Source organism: Acidovorax sp. NO-1 (assembly GCF_000238595.1).
Taxonomy (GTDB): domain Bacteria; phylum Pseudomonadota; class Gammaproteobacteria; order Burkholderiales; family Burkholderiaceae_C; genus Acidovorax.
This window is the reverse complement of the sequence record NZ_AGTS01000147.1, coordinates 30,466-48,488: the sequence shown is the minus strand read 5'-3', so window position 1 is coordinate 48,488 and position 18,023 is coordinate 30,466. Positions and strand designations below refer to the sequence as shown.

The 18,023-nt window shown below is 65.3% G+C and carries 11 protein-coding genes; 6 read left to right on the top strand and 5 right to left on the bottom strand.

All coding sequences use genetic code 11. The annotated features are described in order from the left end of the window. Positions 1-230 precede the first annotated feature (230 nt). The 3 genes from KYG_RS21345 to nirB form a co-directional block, all read right to left on the bottom strand. The gene (locus KYG_RS21345) at positions 231-3,068 is read right to left on the bottom strand and encodes a nitrate reductase (protein WP_008907016.1); all 2,838 of its coding nucleotides are present in this window, start codon (positions 3,066-3,068) and stop codon (positions 231-233) included. 925 nt (positions 3,069-3,993) lie between these two features. Then, the gene (gene nirD / locus KYG_RS21340) at positions 3,994-4,377 is read right to left on the bottom strand and encodes a nitrite reductase small subunit NirD (protein ID WP_008907015.1); all 384 of its coding nucleotides are present in this window, start codon (positions 4,375-4,377) and stop codon (positions 3,994-3,996) included. Positions 4,378-4,446: 69 nt separating this feature from the next. Next, positions 4,447-6,894, bottom strand: coding sequence for a nitrite reductase large subunit NirB (nirB, locus tag KYG_RS21335; protein ID WP_008907014.1), 2,448 nt, complete (start codon positions 6,892-6,894; stop codon positions 4,447-4,449). Positions 6,895-7,226: 332 nt separating this feature from the next. Here nirB and KYG_RS21330 point away from each other — a divergent pair, with 332 nt between their 5' ends. Further along, on the top strand, positions 7,227-8,978 hold the full coding sequence (locus KYG_RS21330; RefSeq protein WP_008907013.1) for a bifunctional protein-serine/threonine kinase/phosphatase: 1,752 nt from the start codon (positions 7,227-7,229) through the stop codon (positions 8,976-8,978). A 166-nt stretch (positions 8,979-9,144) separates the two neighbouring features. Here the strand turns inward: KYG_RS21330 and KYG_RS21325 are convergent, their stop codons facing one another. After that, positions 9,145-10,359: a nitrate/nitrite transporter gene (locus KYG_RS21325; RefSeq protein WP_008907012.1), complete on the bottom strand. Its 1,215-nt coding sequence runs from the start codon at positions 10,357-10,359 to the stop codon at positions 9,145-9,147. Between the two features lie 501 nt (positions 10,360-10,860). On the opposite strand from KYG_RS21325, the gene KYG_RS21320 reads away from it, so the two are divergent. Further along, entirely contained in the window at positions 10,861-12,519 is a 1,659-nt protein-coding gene (locus KYG_RS21320) for a methyl-accepting chemotaxis protein (protein ID WP_008907011.1), read from the top strand. Between the two features lie 693 nt (positions 12,520-13,212). Here the strand turns inward: KYG_RS21320 and KYG_RS21315 are convergent. Beyond that, on the bottom strand, positions 13,213-14,256 hold the full coding sequence (locus tag KYG_RS21315) for a LacI family DNA-binding transcriptional regulator (protein WP_008907010.1): 1,044 nt from the start codon (positions 14,254-14,256) through the stop codon (positions 13,213-13,215). A 169-nt stretch (positions 14,257-14,425) separates the two neighbouring features. Between KYG_RS21315 and KYG_RS21310 the strand changes: the two genes are divergently transcribed. The 4 genes from KYG_RS21310 to KYG_RS21295 all read left to right on the top strand — a co-directional run bounded on the left by KYG_RS21310 (position 14,426) and on the right by KYG_RS21295 (position 17,866). Then, positions 14,426-14,986 carry a gluconokinase gene (locus KYG_RS21310; RefSeq protein WP_008907009.1) on the top strand — a complete coding sequence of 187 codons (561 nt, stop codon included), beginning with the start codon at positions 14,426-14,428 and terminating at the stop codon, positions 14,984-14,986. A 3-nt stretch (positions 14,987-14,989) separates the two neighbouring features. Continuing rightward, complete coding sequence (locus KYG_RS21305; protein WP_008907008.1) at positions 14,990-15,487, top strand: TRAP transporter small permease; 498 nt, start codon at positions 14,990-14,992, stop codon at positions 15,485-15,487. 7 nt (positions 15,488-15,494) lie between these two features. Further along, complete coding sequence (locus KYG_RS21300) at positions 15,495-16,772, top strand: TRAP transporter large permease (RefSeq protein WP_008907007.1); 1,278 nt, start codon at positions 15,495-15,497, stop codon at positions 16,770-16,772. Between the two features lie 74 nt (positions 16,773-16,846). Next, on the top strand, positions 16,847-17,866 hold the full coding sequence (locus KYG_RS21295; RefSeq protein ID WP_008907006.1) for a TRAP transporter substrate-binding protein: 1,020 nt from the start codon (positions 16,847-16,849) through the stop codon (positions 17,864-17,866). Positions 17,867-18,023: the final 157 nt, after the last annotated feature.

The following is an 18,023-nucleotide window of genomic DNA, read 5'->3' as shown; positions in this document are numbered from 1 at the left end:
ATCCTCGCGATACCTCCGGGTATCGCTGTGGTTTGCGCCTTGCCCTGACCAAAAATCCATCGGTTTTCATGTGCCAGTTAGCGTGCAACACCACACTGGCGTCGTTATCTCGGCTTGCCGTACAGGCGTACTGTCTGCGCCGAAAGCGCCTAGCTGGAGCCCTGTTGCACAAGTCCTAGTGGGGTTTGTTGGTCTGAGGTCTATTTTCCTGCAAGCAAGAGAACTTTTGGTTATATGGCGGCCTGCGCGAGCGACTTGGATGCCAGTGGCCCCGTGGCCCGCACCATCCGTTTGAGTTCGGGCACACACGAGCCGCAGTTGGTGCCGCAGCGCAGTTGGCCCTGTAGCTGTGCCAGCCGGTCATCGTCGGTGCCGTGGCAGTGCGCCAGTTGAGCGGTGATGGCGGCGTCTGTCACGTTGAAGCAGGTGCACACCGGCTTGCCGCGCGACTGCACGGCCACAGGGGCCTTGGCGCCGGGTACCAGCAGCAGGCGGCCGTAGGTCTGTGCGGGCAGCTCTTCCTGCAGCAGGGTCTTGAGCCAGCCTTCGGCGCTGGTGTCGCCAGCGAGCACGATGCCCTCGAGCGTGGTGTTGTCGCCCTGGCGCGCCAGCCGTGCGGCCCGGCGCTGGCCGCGTTTTTTGTCGGCGTAGCGCAGCGTGTCGGCGCCTGCCATGCCCAGCAGGGCTTCGATCTGTGCGATCAGCGCGTCGGGCGGTGCCTCGTGGGCGGCGGCGCGCAGCAGCACCCCGGTGCGCTCGCGGCCGGGCTCATCCAGCGGGGTGTTGTTGCTGAAGGGCACGCAGCTCGCGAACGGGAACTGCGCCATCAGGGCAGACAGCGCTTCGCGTGTGGCCTGGTTTTTGTCGGCGGGCAGCCAAGCCATGGCCAGCAGCGTCCACGGCAGTTCGGCCTTGAGCACCTTGACGGCGGCGTGTTTCAGCTCGGGCTGTTTGGAGGTGGGGCAGAACGCCGAGGTGGTGAGCGCATTCACGCCCGCCAGCCGTTCGCCGGTGGACGACACGCCGCTCAAAAACTCGCTGCCCCAGTGCATGGCCATGAACACCTGCGACAGGCCCAGCGTGGTGTCGGCCAACACGGGCACCACGATGGAGCCGCGCTTGCTGGTCACGTGCACCAGGTCGCCGCTGGCGAGCTTGCGCCGCTCCATGTCCTGCGGGTGCATCTGCAGGCTGGGTTCGGCCACATGGCCAAACAAGCGGCCCAGCGTGCCGGTGCGGGTCATGCCGTGCCATTGGTCGCGCAGCCGGCCGGTGGTCAGGCTGAAGGGGTAGCGCGACTCGCGGGGCTCTGCGGTGGGCTGCCATGCGTGGGCGGCAAAACGCGCGCGGCCATCGGTGGTGGGGAAGATGCCGTCTTCGTACAGGCGGGCCTTGCCCGTGGTCGCATCGGCAACGAACGGCCACTGTTGCGGGCCCGCTGATTCGAGCAGGGCCCAGGACAGCCCGGTGATGTCCAGGTCGCGCCCGCGTGTGCTTTCGCGGTGTTCGTTCCAGACCGCTTCGGCACCTGCATCGGCAACGTCTGTGGCGTAGGGGAACAGCGTGGGTTGGCCGGGCCGCAGGCGTGCCTCCAGCTGGTGCGCAAACTGCACCGCAATGGCCCAGTCGTGCCGCGCCAGGCCGGGTGCGGGCACGGCAGAGCGCACGCGCGAGATGCGGCGCTCGCTGTTGGTCACCGTGCCGGTTTTTTCGCCCCAGGTGGTGGCAGGTAGCAGCACGTCGGCATAGGCACAGGTGGCGGCGGTGGCAAAGGCCTCCTGCACCACCACAAACTCGGCGCGCTGCAGTGCGCGGCGCACGGTGGCCTGGTCGGGCATGCTTTGCGCGGGGTTGGTGCAGGCAATCCACAGGGCCTTGATCTCGCCGTCGGCAGCGGCCTGGAACATCTCCACGGCCGTCTTGCCCGGCTTGCTGGGCACATCGGCCACGCCCCACAGCGCGGCCACTTCGGCGCGGTGCTGCGGGTTGGCCAGATCACGGTGGGCGCTGAGCAGATTGGCCAGGCCACCCACTTCGCGCCCGCCCATGGCGTTGGGCTGGCCGGTCAGGCTGAAGGGGCCTGCGCCGGGTTTGCCGATCTGGCCGGTGGCCAGGTGCAGATTGATGAGCGTGGCGTTTTTGGCGGTGCCGCTGCTGCTTTGGTTCAGGCCCTGGCAGTACAGGCTGAGCGTGGCATTCGAGGTGGCAAACCACTTTGCTGCAGTGGTGAGGTCGGCCACGGAGATGCCGCACACCTGTGCCGCGCGATCGGGCGTTGCTTCACGCACCAGGGCCTTGAGCTCGTCAAAGCCCGTGGTGTGCGCGCCGATGTAGCCCGCGTCGATCCAGCCTTCCCACAACATGATGTGCAGCATGCCGTTGAACAGCATCACGTCGCTGCCCGGTTGAATGGGCAGGAACAGGTCGGCCATGCCGGCCGTGTCGGTGCGGCGCGGGTCGGCCACGATGACCTTCATGCCCGGGTTGGCGGCGCGTGCGTCTTCGATGCGGCGAAACAGGATGGGATGCGCCCAGGCCGCGTTGCTGCCCACGATGAAAAGGCACTGCGCGTGGTTCACGTCGTCATAGCAGGCGGGCGGCGCGTCGGCACCCAGCGTTTGCTTGTAGCCGGCCACGGCGCTGCTCATGCACAGGCGCGAGTTGGTGTCGATGTTGTTGGTGCCGATCAGGCCCTTGGCCAGTTTGTTGAAGACGTAGTAGTCCTCGGTGAGCAACTGGCCGCTGACGTAGAAGCCCACGGCGTCGGGGCCGTGCTGCTGGATGGTGTTGGCGAATTTTTCGGTGGCCAGGGTCAGCGCTGCGTCCCACGGCAGTGGCTGGGGCGTATCGCCGCGTTGTGCACGGTGCAGGGGTTGGAGCAGGCGGGTTTGCAGGGTGACCGGGCTGGTGGCGGTGAGGTGCAGGGTGGAGCCCTTGGTGCACAGGCGGCCGAAGTTGGCGGGGTGGGTGGGGTCGCCGCGCACGCCGGTGATTTGGGGGCCTGTGCTTTCGATGATCACGCCGCAGCCTACGCCGCAGTAGGGGCAGGTGGATTTGGTTTCTTGCATGGCGTGGTTTTGGGTGTTTTTGGGCTATAGCGCTTGTCTATAAAGCGCTAGTAGCTATTGTTTTTGTAGTGTGCGATGTTCCCGCTATCCGTTCGGGCTGAGCCCGTCAAAGCCGGTGCACTCCACGACCCGTTCGGGTTGAGCTTGTCGAAACCTGGCGTGCTGGTTTGAAAAGCATGCTTGGGTTGCGGGCGGAGGCCGGGAGTCGCCCGGCGTGCGAGTAACTTTCTTTTGCTTCGCCAAAAGAAAGTCACCAAAGAAAAGGCGACCCCCAGTCTGCGACCCCTTCGCTGTGCGAAGGGGCAAACCTGCGCCGGGGCGGTTGCGGGGTGCGCCGTGGAACTCGCTTTGCGCTGGCGCGCGCCGCTCGGACAACCACGGCGAGTCAGTTAACGAGGCATGGGCGCTCCGACGCCCATGCTCACCCCGCAACCGCCCCGCCGCAGGCGCATCCAGCAGGGGGGTGGACAGCCGAACATCCAGCAGCCGAACATCCACACGGGCCATCGCTGCGCTCGGCCCCACCTTGCGGGCGCAAGCGCCACGCGCTGCGCAGACTGGGCCGAGCGCAGCGATGGCCCGTGTGGATGTCCGCTTTTCGGGTTCCCTTCTGTGCGTGCCGAGAAGCGCAGGGCAGGGGGTGCATGCGTGTGCCGCAGGACACACGCATTTCGTGAACTGACTCACCGCAGTTGTTCGAGCGGAGCGCCGCAGGCGCGCAGCGAGTTCTGCGGTGGCACTCCCTGACCGAGCATCGCAGGTTGCCCCGTAGCGCAGCGAAGGGGACGCGCGCAGTAGGGTCGCTTTCTCTTTGGTGACTTTCTCTTGGCGAGACAAGAGAAAGTTACTGCGCCGCCGGGCGCACACCCCGGCTCCCGCCCTTTGCACAGGCATGTCACTAAAAGGAAGCGCGAAGACAGGCACCTCAGACCCCAACAGCCCTGCGCGCAGGCCCAGCCACAGGCCGAGTCAGATCCGTAGCCACCGTTGCCAGCTCCCCTGCATCCAGATACACCGCCCCATCCTCCACCTTCACCGCAAACTTCGGCGTACACCCCTCATCCGGCGCCGACGCCTGTCCATCACACAACCCAATGGTCCAGTTGTGCATGGGGCACGCCACCTGTGTGCCAAACACAATGCCCTGCGATAGCGGACCACCCTTGTGCGGGCAGCGGTCCAGCAGCGCAAATACACCGCCCGCGTCGTTGCGGAACACCGCCACATCCAGGCCTTTTTCGCGGGCCACGCGGCGCGAGCCCAGCACGGGGATGTCGTCCACGCGGCAAATCAGTTTCCATTCGGTCATTGCTATTCCTTTGGTAGCTGCTGGCGCTTATCCATCAAGCGCTGAAGGCATATTTGTTCAATAAACGGGTCAGGCCACGGCTATCGGGATGAACTGGCGCTGGTCTACCGCCGCCTTGTCAAACTCGAACCAGGGGTCGGGCTCGCCGTCGAGCGCGAACTGCAGCTGCTCCCACAGGGCTTTGCGGCCTGCGTGGTCTTCCAGAATGCGTTTTTTCACATAGTCCAGGCCCACGCGGTTCACGTAGTGCACGGTGCGCTCCAGGTACCAGCCTTCCTGGCGGTACAGCTCGCAGAACGCGCCGGTGTACTCCAGCACTTCCTCGGCGGTTTTCAGCTTGGTGAAGAAGTGCGCCACCTCGGTCTTGATGCCGCCGTTGCCGGCCACGTACATCTCCCAGCCGCTGTCCACGCCGATGATGCCTACGTCCTTGATGCCGGCTTCTGCGCAGTTGCGCGGGCAGCCCGACACGGCGAACTTGACCTTGTGCGGTGCGTACATGCGCCACATGGCGCGCTCCAGGTCCTTGCCCATCTGCGTGCTGTCCTGCGTGCCCATGCGGCACCACTCGCTGCCCACGCATGTCTTCACCGTGCGCAGCGCCTTGGCATACGCGTGGCCGCTGGGCATGCCGATGTCCTTCCACACGTTGACCAGGTCTTCCTTCTTCACGCCCAGCAAATCGATGCGCTGGCCGCCCGTGACCTTGATGGTGGGGATGTTGTACTTGTCCGCCGCATCGGCAATGCGGCGCAGCTCGTCGGCCGTGGTCTCACCGCCCCACATGCGGGGGATCACGCTGTAGGTGCCATCCTTCTGGATGTTGGCGTGGCTGCGCTCGTTGATGGCGCGGCTTTGCGGGTCGTCCTTGGCGTCCTTGGGCCAGGTGCTGATGAGGTAGTAGTTCACGGCGGGGCGGCAGGAGGCACACCCGTTGGGCGTCTTCCACTCCATGAATTGGAAAACGTCGCCAATGCTCAGCAGCTTGTTGGCACGGATCGCGTCGCGCACCGCCTGGTGCCCATGGTCGGTGCAGCCGCACATGGCCTTGGTCTTGGGCGTGGCGCTGTAGTCGCCACCGGCCGTGAACATGATGATCTGCTCGACCAGGCCCGTGCACGAGCCGCACGATGCGCTGGCCTTGGTGTGCTTGCGCACTTCATCCAGCGTGAACAGGCCCTTGTCCTTGATGGCCTTGCAGATGGCGCCCTTGGTCACGCCGTTGCAGCCGCAGACCTCGTCGGTGTCGGCCATGGCGGCGGCCTTGCTCTGGCCCTGGTGCCCGGTGTCGCCCATGTTGGATTCGCCAAACATGAGTTTGTCACGGATGTCGTTCACTGTGCGGCCGTCGCGCAGCAGTTTGAAGTACCAGCTGCCGTCCACCGTGTCGCCATACAGGCAGGCGCCCACCAGCTTGTCGCCCTTGATGACGAGCTTTTTGTACACGCCGCCGAAGGGGTCGCTCATCACGATTTCTTCGGTGTCCTCCCCGCCCTGAAAGTCACCGGCCGAGAACAGGTCGATGCCCGTCACCTTGAGCTTGGTGGACGTGAGCGAGCCCTGGTAGCGGCCGATGCCGAACTCGGCCAGGTGGTTGGCCAGCACCTTGCCCTGCTCGAACAGCGGCGCCACTAGGCCGTACGCTATGCCCCGGTGCACGGCGCACTCGCCCACTGCGTAGATGCGCGCGTCGGTGGTGGTCTGCAGCGTGTCGCTCACCACGATGCCGCGGTTTACATGCAGGCGCATCTTTTCAGCCAACTGCGTGTTGGGGCGGATGCCCACGGCCATCACCACCAGGTCGGCGGGCACCTCGGTGCCGTCCTTGAACTTGACCGCGGCCACCCGGCCTTCGGCGTTGCCGACCAGCTCCTGCGTCTGCGCCTTCATCAGGAACTGCATGCCGCGCTCTTGCAGCGACTTCTGCAGCATCTTGCCGGCCACATCGTCCAGCTGGCGCTCCATCAGCCAGTCGCCCACATGCACCACGCTCACCTGCATGCCGCGCTTCATGAGGCCGTTGGCGGCCTCCAGACCCAGCAGGCCGCCGCCGATGACCACGGCATGTTTGTAGGTGGCCGCAGCGTCGATCATGGCCTGGGTGTCGGCGATGTCGCGGTAGGCGAGCACACCTTTCAGGTCTTTGCCCGGGATGGGCAGGATGAACGGGTTGGAGCCCGTGGCCATGATGAGGCGGTCGTATTCGGCGGTAATGGTCTCACCCGCTGCATTGGTGGCGTGAACGGTGCGGCGCACACGGTCCACGTCGGTCACGGTAAAGCCGGTGTGCAGCGTGATGTGGTTGTCGGCGTACCACTGCCAGTCGTTGAGGATGATCTCGTCAATCGTCTGCTCGCCCGCCAGCACGGGCGACAGCAGAATGCGGTTGTAGTTGGGGTGCGGCTCGGCGCCGAACACCGTGATGTCATACAGATCGGGGGCAATCTTGAGCAGCTCTTCCAGCGTACGCACACCGGCCATGCCGTTCCCCACCATCACCAGTTTGAGCTTTTTCATCGTGGCTAACTCCGTCGGTCCATCGCCGGGGCGATGCGAAAAACAAAAAAGGCGTCCACACGATGCGGCTTCGATGTGATTTCGAAACGCATGTGGGGACGCCTTCGTCCTTGCAGCCCCTCCATGCGCCGTTGCACGGGGGGTTGCAGGGCCCTTGCGGGCCGTTATGCAGGTTCTAGCAATGGCCGTGCCAGAGCAGGTGCACCGGCGTGGGGCGCAGGCAGCCGCCGGGGCTGCCCATGGGGGCTGCTGATGGCGTCCGGCACGGGGCGGGCGCGCACTGTGCGGTTGAACGCACCACCTTGGGCACGGAACCTGCATGGAGCTGGTGCATGAGTTTTGAACTGGACTACGGGCAGACCTCGCTGGCCGGGCGCAAAGACGTGAACGAGGACTTTGCCGCGCTGGTGGTGGGCCAGGGGCGTGACCGCGACCGGGGCACCGTGGCCGCCATTGCCGACGGCGTGAGCACCGGAGGCAACGGCCGCGAAGCCGCCCAGACCACGGTGCACACGCTGGTGAGCGACTACTTCGCCACGCCCGACACCTGGGACACCACCGTGGCGCTGGACCGCATCCTGTTCGCCCACAACGGCTGGCTCGCGTCGATGAACCGGCGCCGCCAGCCCGCCGTGGGGCTGACCACACTCACCGCCATCGTGCTGCGCGGCCAGTCGTACACGCTGGCGCATGTGGGCGACACGCGCGCCTACCTGCTGCGCGGCGGCCGGCTGCAGCTGCTGACCACCGACCATGTGATGGCGCAGCGCGACCTGGCGCACCAGCTCACCCGCGCCTTGGGGCTGGATGACCACGTGGTGGTGGACTACAGCCAGGGCGAGCTGCACAGCGGCGATCTGCTGGTGCTGCTGTCTGACGGCGTGCACGGCAGCCTGCCCGAGCGGGAGCTGCGGCAGCTGCTGCGCCAAGACACGCTGACCGCCCAGGCGCTGAGCGAATCGCTGACCCAGGCCGCACTGCGCCGGGGCAGCACCGACAACCTCACGGCCCTGGTGGTGCGTGTGCAGGGCGCGCTGGAGGCCACGCTGCAGGACGAGTCCCTCCGCGCACAGCACCTGCCCGTGCTGCCGCTGCTGAAGGTGGGAGAGACGGTGGATGGCCTCGCGGTCACAGCCCTGGTGGCCGACACCGGTGTGCACCGCATCTACCAGGTGCGCGATGCGGCCACCCAGCGCCTCTTTGCCCTCAAGACGCTGGTGCCCGCGCGCGCCCACGATGCCCACGAGCGCGCCACGCTCGCGCACGAGGCGTGGGTGGCCCGCCGCATGCAGTCCGGCCACGCGGCCGTGCACCTGGCGCGCCTGCACAACTGGCCTGCCGGGGAGGGCGGCGGGGCCAGTGCGTTCTATCTGCTGTACGAGTGGCACGCGGGCGAAACCCTGGGTCAGCGCCTGCGCCGCCACCACACGCTGGCCCTGCCGCAGGCGATCTCGGTGGTGATGCAGGCCGCCCAGGTGCTCGGCTGGCTGCACCGGCAAGGGGTGGTGCACCGCGACATCAAGCCCGACAACCTGCACCTGGGCGATGACGGCGTGCTGCGCGTGCTGGACCTGGGCGTGGCCCTGTCCGGCCGCGAGCCCGAGGCCACGCGCCGCCTGCACGCCGGCACCCCCAGCTACATGAACCCCGAGCAGTGGCCGGGCTACGAAAAGAACGGCGACCCCGCTGGCCAGCTGCCCGATGCGGGCAGCGACCTGTTTGCCCTGGGTGTCACGCTGTACCAGCTGCTCAGCCACGGCCGCCTGCCGTATGGCGAGGTGGTGCCCTACCAGCTCGGCCGCTACCACCGCGACCCGGTGCCCCCCAGCCGCCACAACCCCGGTGTGCCCATCTGGCTCGACCAGATCGCCCTGAAGGCCGTGGCCCGCAATCGCAGTCAGCGTTTTGAAACTGCCGAGGAGTTGCTGCTTGCCCTGGAGCGCGGCGCATCCCGCCCCTTGTCCGCGCGCGGCCCGCAGCCGCTGGTGCAGCGCGATGCCACGGCGGTGTGGAAGATCGCGCTGGGGGTGAGTGTGCTGGTCAACCTGCTGTTGGTGTACTGGCTTGTGTTCTTGCCGCATTAGGGCGTTGCAGCGGGTAAATAAAAATGATAGCTGCCAGCGCTTGATGGATAAGCGCTAGAGCCTGTTTTTGCTCGAAATTTCCCGTCGTTCACCCCTTCCGTTCGGGCTGAGCCTGTCGGAGCCGAGCGCGTTGAGGCTGTCGCCAAAGCGCCCCGGCAGGTGTCATTCAAGCGCTGCGCGCGCGCCCACCTTTCTCCGCCCAGGTGCGCGTCCACCGGATCTGCATCACCCGCAGCAGCACCAGCATCGCCGCAGCGCAGGCCGCAATGGCCACGAACCCCCACAGGTAGGTGCCGCTGAACTGGCGCGAGATACCCATGGCGTTGGGGATGAGCCCGCCGCCCAGCGCGCCGATCTCGCCGATCATCGAGCCCGCCACGGCGGTAGACAGTGGCCAGCGCAGCGGCACCAGCTGGAACAGCGCGCCATTGCCTGCGCCCAGCGCCGCAAAACACACCAGAAACAGCAGCATGGTGACGGGCAATGAATTTTCGGCCAGGCCACACAGCACCAGGCTCACGGTGGTGATGGCCAGCACACCCGTCAGCGTGTTCACACCGCCCCAGTGGTCCGACAGCCAGCCGCCCACCACCCGCAGCGCCGCACCCAGAAAGGCGGCCAGCATGGTCAGCTGCCCCGCCTGCACCTTGCTCACGCCGAACTGGTCGTAAAAGTAGCTGGGCATGAAGGTGGTCAGGCCAATGAAGCCGCCAAACGTCACGGCGTAAATCAGGCTGAACGCCCAGCCGTCCTTTTCAAACAGGCAGGCAATGTGCTCGCGAAACGTGGCGTGCGGGGCCAGGTCGGGCGGCTCTTTGGCGTAGATCACCATCACCAGCGCGGGCACGGCCACGCTGATGGCCGCAAAGCCATACACCGCCTGCCAGCCAAACTTTTGCGCCAGCGCGGGCGCCAGCAGCGCTGCCACCGCCGTGCCCACATTGCCCGCACCCACAATGCCCATGGCCAGGCCCTTGTAGCGCGGCGGAAACGAGCCCGAGCCCAGCGACAGCGCCACGCCAAAACTGGCCCCCGCCACGCCCAGCAACACGCCCAGCGCCAGCAGCTCGTGATAGGTGTGTACAAACAGGTAGCCATAGGCCATGGCGGCAAAGATGCCCGCCATCTCCACCAGCGTGGCGTTCTTGCGCCCGATGTACTGCGCCAGGATGCCCAGCGGAAACCGCATCAGCGCGCCCGCAAAGATGGGGATCGACAGCATCATCCCCATCTGCGTGGGCGTGAGCCGAAAACTCTCCTGGATGAACGGCGCCATGGCGCCATTGATCACCCAGACCGCGCACGAAAAACCAAAGTAGAGAAACGACGACCAGAGCGTGGGCGCATGGCCGGACTGGAGGAATTCGCGAAATCGAAGCATGGAGCGATGCAGTGCAAAAGGGCCCCCGGGGAGGTACACCCCGGGCCGGGCCAGACAACCAAGAAAAAAGCGCCTGCACGGGATGCGCCGGCCTTTTTTGCAGCCACACCGCATTCCATGAAGACGCCAACGTCCTGTTCGCCCAATCCGCCATTGCACCGGGCTGCCACACGGCCTCCATTGGCCGCACCCTGTGGCAAGCAATGGCTATGCCAGTGCCGGTGCAGGCAGCTGTTTATGCAAGAAATCAGGATATCTGCAGGCAGATATTGCGCAAGCAGCTATCGAAATTGGAGCGAATTCGCCTGCTCAGTACTCATCTTGGTGCCATGCAGCGCGGCAACGTGCGGCCTGTTGGTGTTGTGCACCAAGTTGGAAAGGGTTTGCAGTGGCCCTAACAAATTGTTTCAACCCAGGCAAATCGCGCGTACGATGAGACCGGCATCTTCCACTGTAGCTTTGCTCTCAAGAACGGAGCGAGCAATCCCCCGAAGAGGTTTTATGCGCGTCAATCTGCCGGTCAGCCAGCACGAATATGCGTTCCCCAAGGGGCAGACCCTGGTCTCCACCACAGACCTCAAAGGCCGCATCTTGTATTGCAACCCGATGTTCATCGAGGTCAGCGGCTACGAAAAGGAAGAGCTTCTGGGCCAGCCCCACAACATCGTGCGACACCCCGACATGCCCGAGGAGGCCTACCGCGACATGTGGGAGACCATCGCCAAAGGCATCCCCTGGTCGGCGCCCGTCAAGAACCGGCGCAAGGACGGCACGTTTTACTGGGTGATGGCCAACGTCACCCCGCTGATGCAGGGCGACCAGCCCACCGGCTACATGTCGGTGCGCACCGAAGCCACGCGCGAACAGATCCAGGCGGCCGAGTCGCTGTACAAGCAGATGCAGGCCGAAAAGCAGGCGGGCACGCTGGTGCACCGGCTGTCGGCCGGGCAACTGGTCAAAGACACCCTGTGGGGCCGCGTGGCCCGGGCCCTGGCGCTGGGCCCGATGGGCAAGATGATGGTGTGTACCCTGCTGCTGGTGGTGGGCTCGTGGTGCGCCGCCTTGGTCGGTGGGCACACGCTGTCGCTGGCATCGGGCGCCGCATGGCTGGCTGTGGTGCTACTGGCGCTGGGCATGGCGGTGTACCTGCACCAGGTCACGGTGGCGCCGTTGTCGCAGATGCTGCTGTGGGCCAACCGCATGGCGGCGGGCGACCTCACCCAGAAGATAGCGGCCACGCGCAGCGACACCGTGGGCCAGCTGCAGAAGGCGCTGGCGCAGCTGAATGTGAACCTGCTGTCCATCGTGCGCGACGCCCGGCAGGAGAGCGAGCACATGCAGGTCTCCACCCGGGAGATCGCCCAGGGCAACCACGACCTGTCGTCGCGCACCGAGGCGCAGGCCAGCAACCTGCAGCAGACCGCCGCGTCGATGGAAGAGATCACCGGCACCGTCAAGCAAACCGCCGAGTCCGCACGCCAGGCGACGGTGCTGGCGACCCAGGCCACCCAGGTCACAGAACGCAGCAGTGCCGCTGTGGACAGTGTGGCCAGCACCATGAAGCAGATCCAGGCCGCATCCGGCCGCATCAGCGAGATCACGCAGCTGATCGACTCGATCGCGTTTCAGACCAATATCCTCGCGCTCAACGCGGCGGTTGAGGCCGCGCGCGCTGGCGATCAGGGGCGGGGGTTTGCTGTGGTGGCCTCTGAGGTGCGCAGCCTGTCGCACCGCACGCTCTCGGCCGCCAAGGAGATCCGGCAGCTCATCGACGACTCGGCCACCAAGGTGACCGAGGGCCACGAGAAAACCGATGCTGCGCAAAAAACCATGACCGAATCGCTGGAGCTTGTGCGCCGGGTCAACACGCTGATTGGCGAAATCCACAGCGCCTCCAACGAGCAGCTCAGTGGCATCTCGCAGGTCAACTCGGCCGTGGCGCAGCTGGACACCATCACGCAGCAGAACGCCGCGCTGGTGGAGGAGAACGCGGCTTCGGCCATGCAGCTCAACGGCCAGGCGCAGACCATGACCGAGACCGTGCAGGTGTTCCGCATCGACGCCTCGGCGCCTGCGCAGTCGCGTGATGCGGTGGCGCTGCGCAAGGAGATGAAGGGGCAAGGTGCATCCTCTTCCAGCCGCGCAATAGCAGTAGCTTAGAAATGCCAATCTCTGAAGCTAGTGCGACTGCCCTTTGCCGGGAGGTGGTGCAGAGCCTCACGCAATGGCGGACTTTTCCAGCATTGCTACAAGTAGGAGGCATTGAATCGAGGGGGGCCAGCCGCATTCTTCTGGCTCTCGAAAAGTGGCTAGATACCTTCGCTCAGGATCGTGATCTCTTAATCTTGCCTGAGTACCGACTTAGTCCGGTGCGGCCCGTTGACGAAACCACAGACAAACCACTTGTTAAAGCTGCCGATCAACTCTTTGGAGGAGGCCGCATCGACTACGCATTGGTCAGCGCCAGCAGCGTTGGAGAGGCAGTACTCCGTGTTGACACTGTGTTGGAGGTGAAAACCAATTACCTTGGGCAAGCTGACCTTCGGTGGCGGCCCAAAGCTGCTTGTGATCAAGCACGGTCGTATGCCAAAGCTTGTGGGGCTTCTGATGTCTACGTCCTATACATCGTTGCGGCGGCAAAGGGCAGGGTGCCCAGCGCGGCTCGAAAGGACGGTGGATGGCGGTATTGGAATCCACGCGTTGAAGAGACCAATTGGATGGATGAGGTCCGCGTTCTGGGGTGCTACCCAACAGATTTGCCCAGAGCTGTGCAAGGTGGCAATGACTTCCAAGTCTGGGCGTATCTTTTGGCGCCCATGAGACTTCCGATGCGCGAGGGTGTCACGCTCGCAATTACGTGCTTTCGCGCACCGTCAGCTCAAACCCCAGATCTACCGAGTTATTGGGCGGAACCTCGCCCCGCATCAGCGCCAGCAGCATCTGCGCACTGGCTTCGCCCACGGCAGAGCGCGGGGTGCGCACGGTGGTCAGCGGCGGCAGCATCTGGTCGCTGCCCGCCAGGTCATTGAACCCGGCAATGGCCACGCGGCCCGGTACGGCCAGGCCCAGGCGCTGGGCGGCCAGCAAGCCGCCCTGGGCCAGGTCGTCGTTGCAGAAGAACACGGCATCCACGCCGGGGCGGGTGCGCAGCACTTCTTCCAGCAGTTCGGCCCCCAGGCGGATGGAGGAGGGCTGGGGGCTGAGCAACTCCAGCCGCGGGTCGTACACCCCGGCCTCCCCCAGGCAGCGGCGGTAGCCTTCGGCGCGCTGCATGGTGCGCGGGTCGAGCTGGGCAGCCACAAAGGCGATGTGCCGGTAGCCGCGCTCCAGCAGGTGGGCCGTCATGCGGTGGCCCGCGTCGTGCTGCGAAAAGCCCACGCAGAACACGCCGGGCGCAGGGGTCATCTCCATCAGGTGCACGCAGGGCACGCCGCTGGCGGCAATCATCTGGCGCGAAGCCTCGGTGCGGTCAAAGCCCGTCACCAGCAGGCCTGCGGGGCGGTGCGCCAGGTAGGTTCGCAGCAGTTGCTCTTCTTCCTCCGGGTTGTAGTGCGTCACGCCGATCAGCGCCTGATAGCCGTGGGGGAAGAGGGTGCGGTGAACGGATTCGAGCACGTCCACAAACAGCGCGTTGGACAGCAGCGGCACCAGCACGGGCACCTGTACGCTGCGCTGTGATGCCAGCGCGCGGGCTGCTGGGTCGGGCACGTAGCCCAGTTGCCGGGCGGCATCTTTCACGCGCTGCACCAGTTCTTGCGCCACGCCCCGCTCGCCCCGCAGTGCGCGTGACGCGGTGATGGGGCTCACGCCCGCGGCCTTGGCCACATCGCTCAGGGTGGTGCGGCCGCTGGAGCGGCGCCGGGATTCGGATTTGCCAGGGTGGGAAGAGGTGGGCAAGGGTTTTCCCTCGGTAAAGGATGCGCTGAGTTGGCTAGGATAGCGCTGTCCTAGCTGCCCGGCAAGCCGCACCGAAATGCGCGGATCCAGGGTTGGATAAGATACCAACGATTTTTCTCAGGCATCCAGCGGGATGTTTTTTTGGATTCCATTGGATAGCGCTACCAATATGAATTTTGTGCCTTCAAAGGTGTTTTTGGTGGTCATGGGCGTGGCGGGCTGCGGCAAGTCCAGCCTCGGCCAGGTGTGCGCGGCGCACCTGCGGTTGCCGCTGCTGGAAGGCGATGACTTCCATTCCGCCAACAATGTCAACAAGATGCGCAGCGGAGTGCCCTTGAGCGACGACGACCGGCAGACCTGGCTCGACACGCTGGCCGCCCAGCTTCAGGCCCACCCGGCGGGCGTAGTTCTCACCTGCTCGGCCCTGAGACAGCGCTACCGTGACCGCTTGCGGGCTGCCGTGCCGGGTTTGCGGTTCGTGTTTCTGAGCCTCACACAGGACGAGGCGCGCGAGCGTGTGGCAGCGCGCCCTGGCCATCTGTTCCCGGTCAGCCTGGTCGCCAGCCAGTTTGAAACGCTGGAAGACCCCAGCCATGAACCCGGCGTGCTGCGCGTGGACGCCACCCGCCCCCTGGCCGAGCTGGGCGCGCAGGTGCAGCAGTGGCTTGAGGTTCCGCCTGGTGCGGCTCCGATGGCCGCGTCTGTATCCCACCCCAGCCTGGAGGTCTGAACCATGGCGATCCGCAAAATCCTGAAGCACCTGGTCGAAGCGCTGATGGCGCTGAGCCTGCTGGGCATGGTGATTGCCGTGTTTGGCAACGTGGTGCAGCGCTACCTGTGGGGCACCGGCTGGGTGGTGTCTGAAGAGCTGTCGCGCCTGCTGTTTGTATGGCTGGTCTGCCTGGCGGCCACCCTGGCGTTTGGCGAGGGCCAGCACCTGGGGTTTGACCTGGTCACGGCGCGGCTGCGCGGCGCACCCGCGGTGGTGTTCCGCTGGCTGTCGCGTGGCTTGATGGCGCTGGCGCTGTATCACCTGATTGTTGGCGCATGGCAGCAGGTGGTGGTGGGCATGGACAGCCGCAGCCCCGTCATGAACTACCCGCTGGCCCTGGGTGCGGGCGGCATCCTGCTGATGGGCGTGTGCATGGCGGCCATCTTGCTGCTGCAGGCCTGGCACGACCTGCGCGGCACCACGCCACCCGCTGCCTCACACCACGCCACCGAAGTCTGAGGCCGCCATGACGATTGCATTGTTTCTCTTCGTGCTGTTTGCCACCATGACGCTGGGCGTGCCCATTGCGTTTGCGCTGATGCTCACCGCGCTGGCGCTGATGGTGCACCTCGACTTTTTTGACGCGCAGCTGCTGGCGCAGAACATGCAGGCCGGGTTTGACAGCTTTCCGCTGCTGGCGGTACCGTTCTTCATCCTGGCCGGCGAACTGATGAACGCCGGGGGCCTGAGCCGCCGCATCATCGACCTGGCCCGCACCTTTGTCGGCCACATTCCCGGCGGCCTGGGCTACGTGGCGATTGCTGCATCGCTGATGCTCGCGTCCATGAGCGGCTCGGCCATTGCCGACACTGCCGCGCTGGCCACCTTGCTGCTGCCCATGATGCGGCGCCAGAACTACCCCGACGGCTCCAGCGCCGGCCTCATTGCGGCGGGCGGCATCATCGCGCCCATCGTGCCGCCGTCCATGCCCATGGTGATCTATGGCGTGACGACCAACACCTCCATCAGCAAGCTGTTTCTGGCGGGCATCGTGCCCGGCATCATGATGGCCGTAGCGCTGGTGCTGGTGTGGCGCTGGGTGGCCAAGGACAAGAACCTGTCGGTGGCCACCAAGACCACCTGGCCAGAGCGGCGCCGTGCGCTGGCCAGCAGCGTGTGGGCGATGATGATGCCGGTCATCATCATCGGCGGCCTGCGCATGGGCGTGTTCACGCCCACCGAGGCGGCCGTCGTGGCTGCGGTGTATGCGCTGCTGGTGGCCACGCTGATCTACCGAGAGCTCAATCTGGCAGGCATCTACAAGGTGTTTGTGGCGGCAGCCAAGACCACCGGTGTGGTGATGTTCCTGTGCGGCGCGGCCACGGCGGCCTCGTACATGGTGACGCTGGCCGACCTGCCCAGCCAACTGGCGCAAAGCATGGGCCCGCTGCTGCAAAGCCCGGTACTGTTCATGGCGGTGGTCTGCACCTTCTTGCTGGCCGTGGGCATGGTGATGGACCTCACGCCCACCATCCTCATCCTGGCGCCGGTGCTGGCGCCCCTGGCGGCCAAGGCGGGCATCGACCCGGTGTACTTCGGCTTCGTGTTCATCTTTGTGGGCTGCCTGGGCCTGCTGACGCCGCCGGTGGGCACGGTGCTGAACGTGGTGGCCGGCATCGGGCGGCTGCGCATGGAGCCCGTCATCCGCGGGGTCATGCCGTTCCTGCTCATCTACATCACCATGCTGGCGCTGCTCATCCTGTTCCCCGCCATCGTGCTGTGGCCGCTCAAGCTGATGTTCTGACGCGCTTCTCACAGCACCTTTTCGCCGACCTTTCTCTTTCTTTCACCCAGCCTTTTTCACCAAGGAGACAACCCATGAAAACTTTCCGCCGTACCCTGCTGGCTGCCCTGTCGGTGGCCGCCGTCACCTGCTCGTTCCAGGTGGCTGCCCAAGACTTCAAGCCGCGCCTCATCCGCTTTGGCTATGGCCTCAATGAAGTGTCCAACCAGGGCCGCGCCGCCAAGGTGTTTGCTGAAGAGGTGGAAAAAGCCTCGGGCGGCAAGATGAAGATCCGCGCCATTGGCGCCGCCGCGCTGGGCTCTGACGTGCAGATGCAGCAGGCATTGATCGGCGGCGCACAGGAGATGATGGTCGGCTCCACGGCCACCCTGGTGGGTATCACCAAGGAGATGGCCATCTGGGACACGCCGTTCCTCTTCAACAACGCCCAGGAAGCTGATGCAGTTCTGGACGGCCCGGTGGGCCAGAAGGTGATGGACAAGCTGCAGGAAAAAGGCCTGGTGGGCCTGGTGTACTGGGAGAACGGGTTTCGCAACCTCACCAACAACAAGCGTGCGGTGACCAAGCTGGAAGACATGGAAGGCATCAAGCTGCGCGTGATGCAGAACAACGTGTTCCTGGACAGCTTCAAGACCCTGGGCGCCAATGCCGTGCCGCTGCCGTTCTCCGAGCTCTTCACCGCGCTGGAAACCAAGACGGTGGACGGCCAGGAGAACCCCTACAACACCATCCTGTCGAGCAAGTTCTACGAGGTGCAGAAGTACCTCACGGTAACGAACCACGTCTACAGCCCCTGGATCGTGCTGGTGAGCAAGAAGTACTGGGATGGTTTGTCGAAAGCCGAGCAGAAAGTGCTGCTGGACGCCGCCCGGAAGAGCCGTGACTTCGAACGCAAGGACACGCGCGACGAGGCCGACAAGGCGCTGGCGGACCTGAAGGCCAAGGGCATGCAGATCAACGAACTTTCGCCCGCCGAAGCCAACCGCATGCGCGAAAAGCTGGGCGCGGTAAACGCCAGCATTGCGGCCAACGTGGGTGAGGGCCTGTGGAAGGAAGTGCAGGCCGCTGTGGCCCAGGCACGCGCGGCCAAATAACGGCCGGGGCGGTGGCCCGCAGGCGCGTTACGCATTGTTTCGTGTCGGCCTGTAATGCCGCTCCAGTCAGGATGCCTGCCCAGAATTTGGGTGCCGCGAGCTGCGAATTGCGGCGATTGGTGCTTGTGCGGCTTGCGCTGCGCGGGCGGATGGGCTG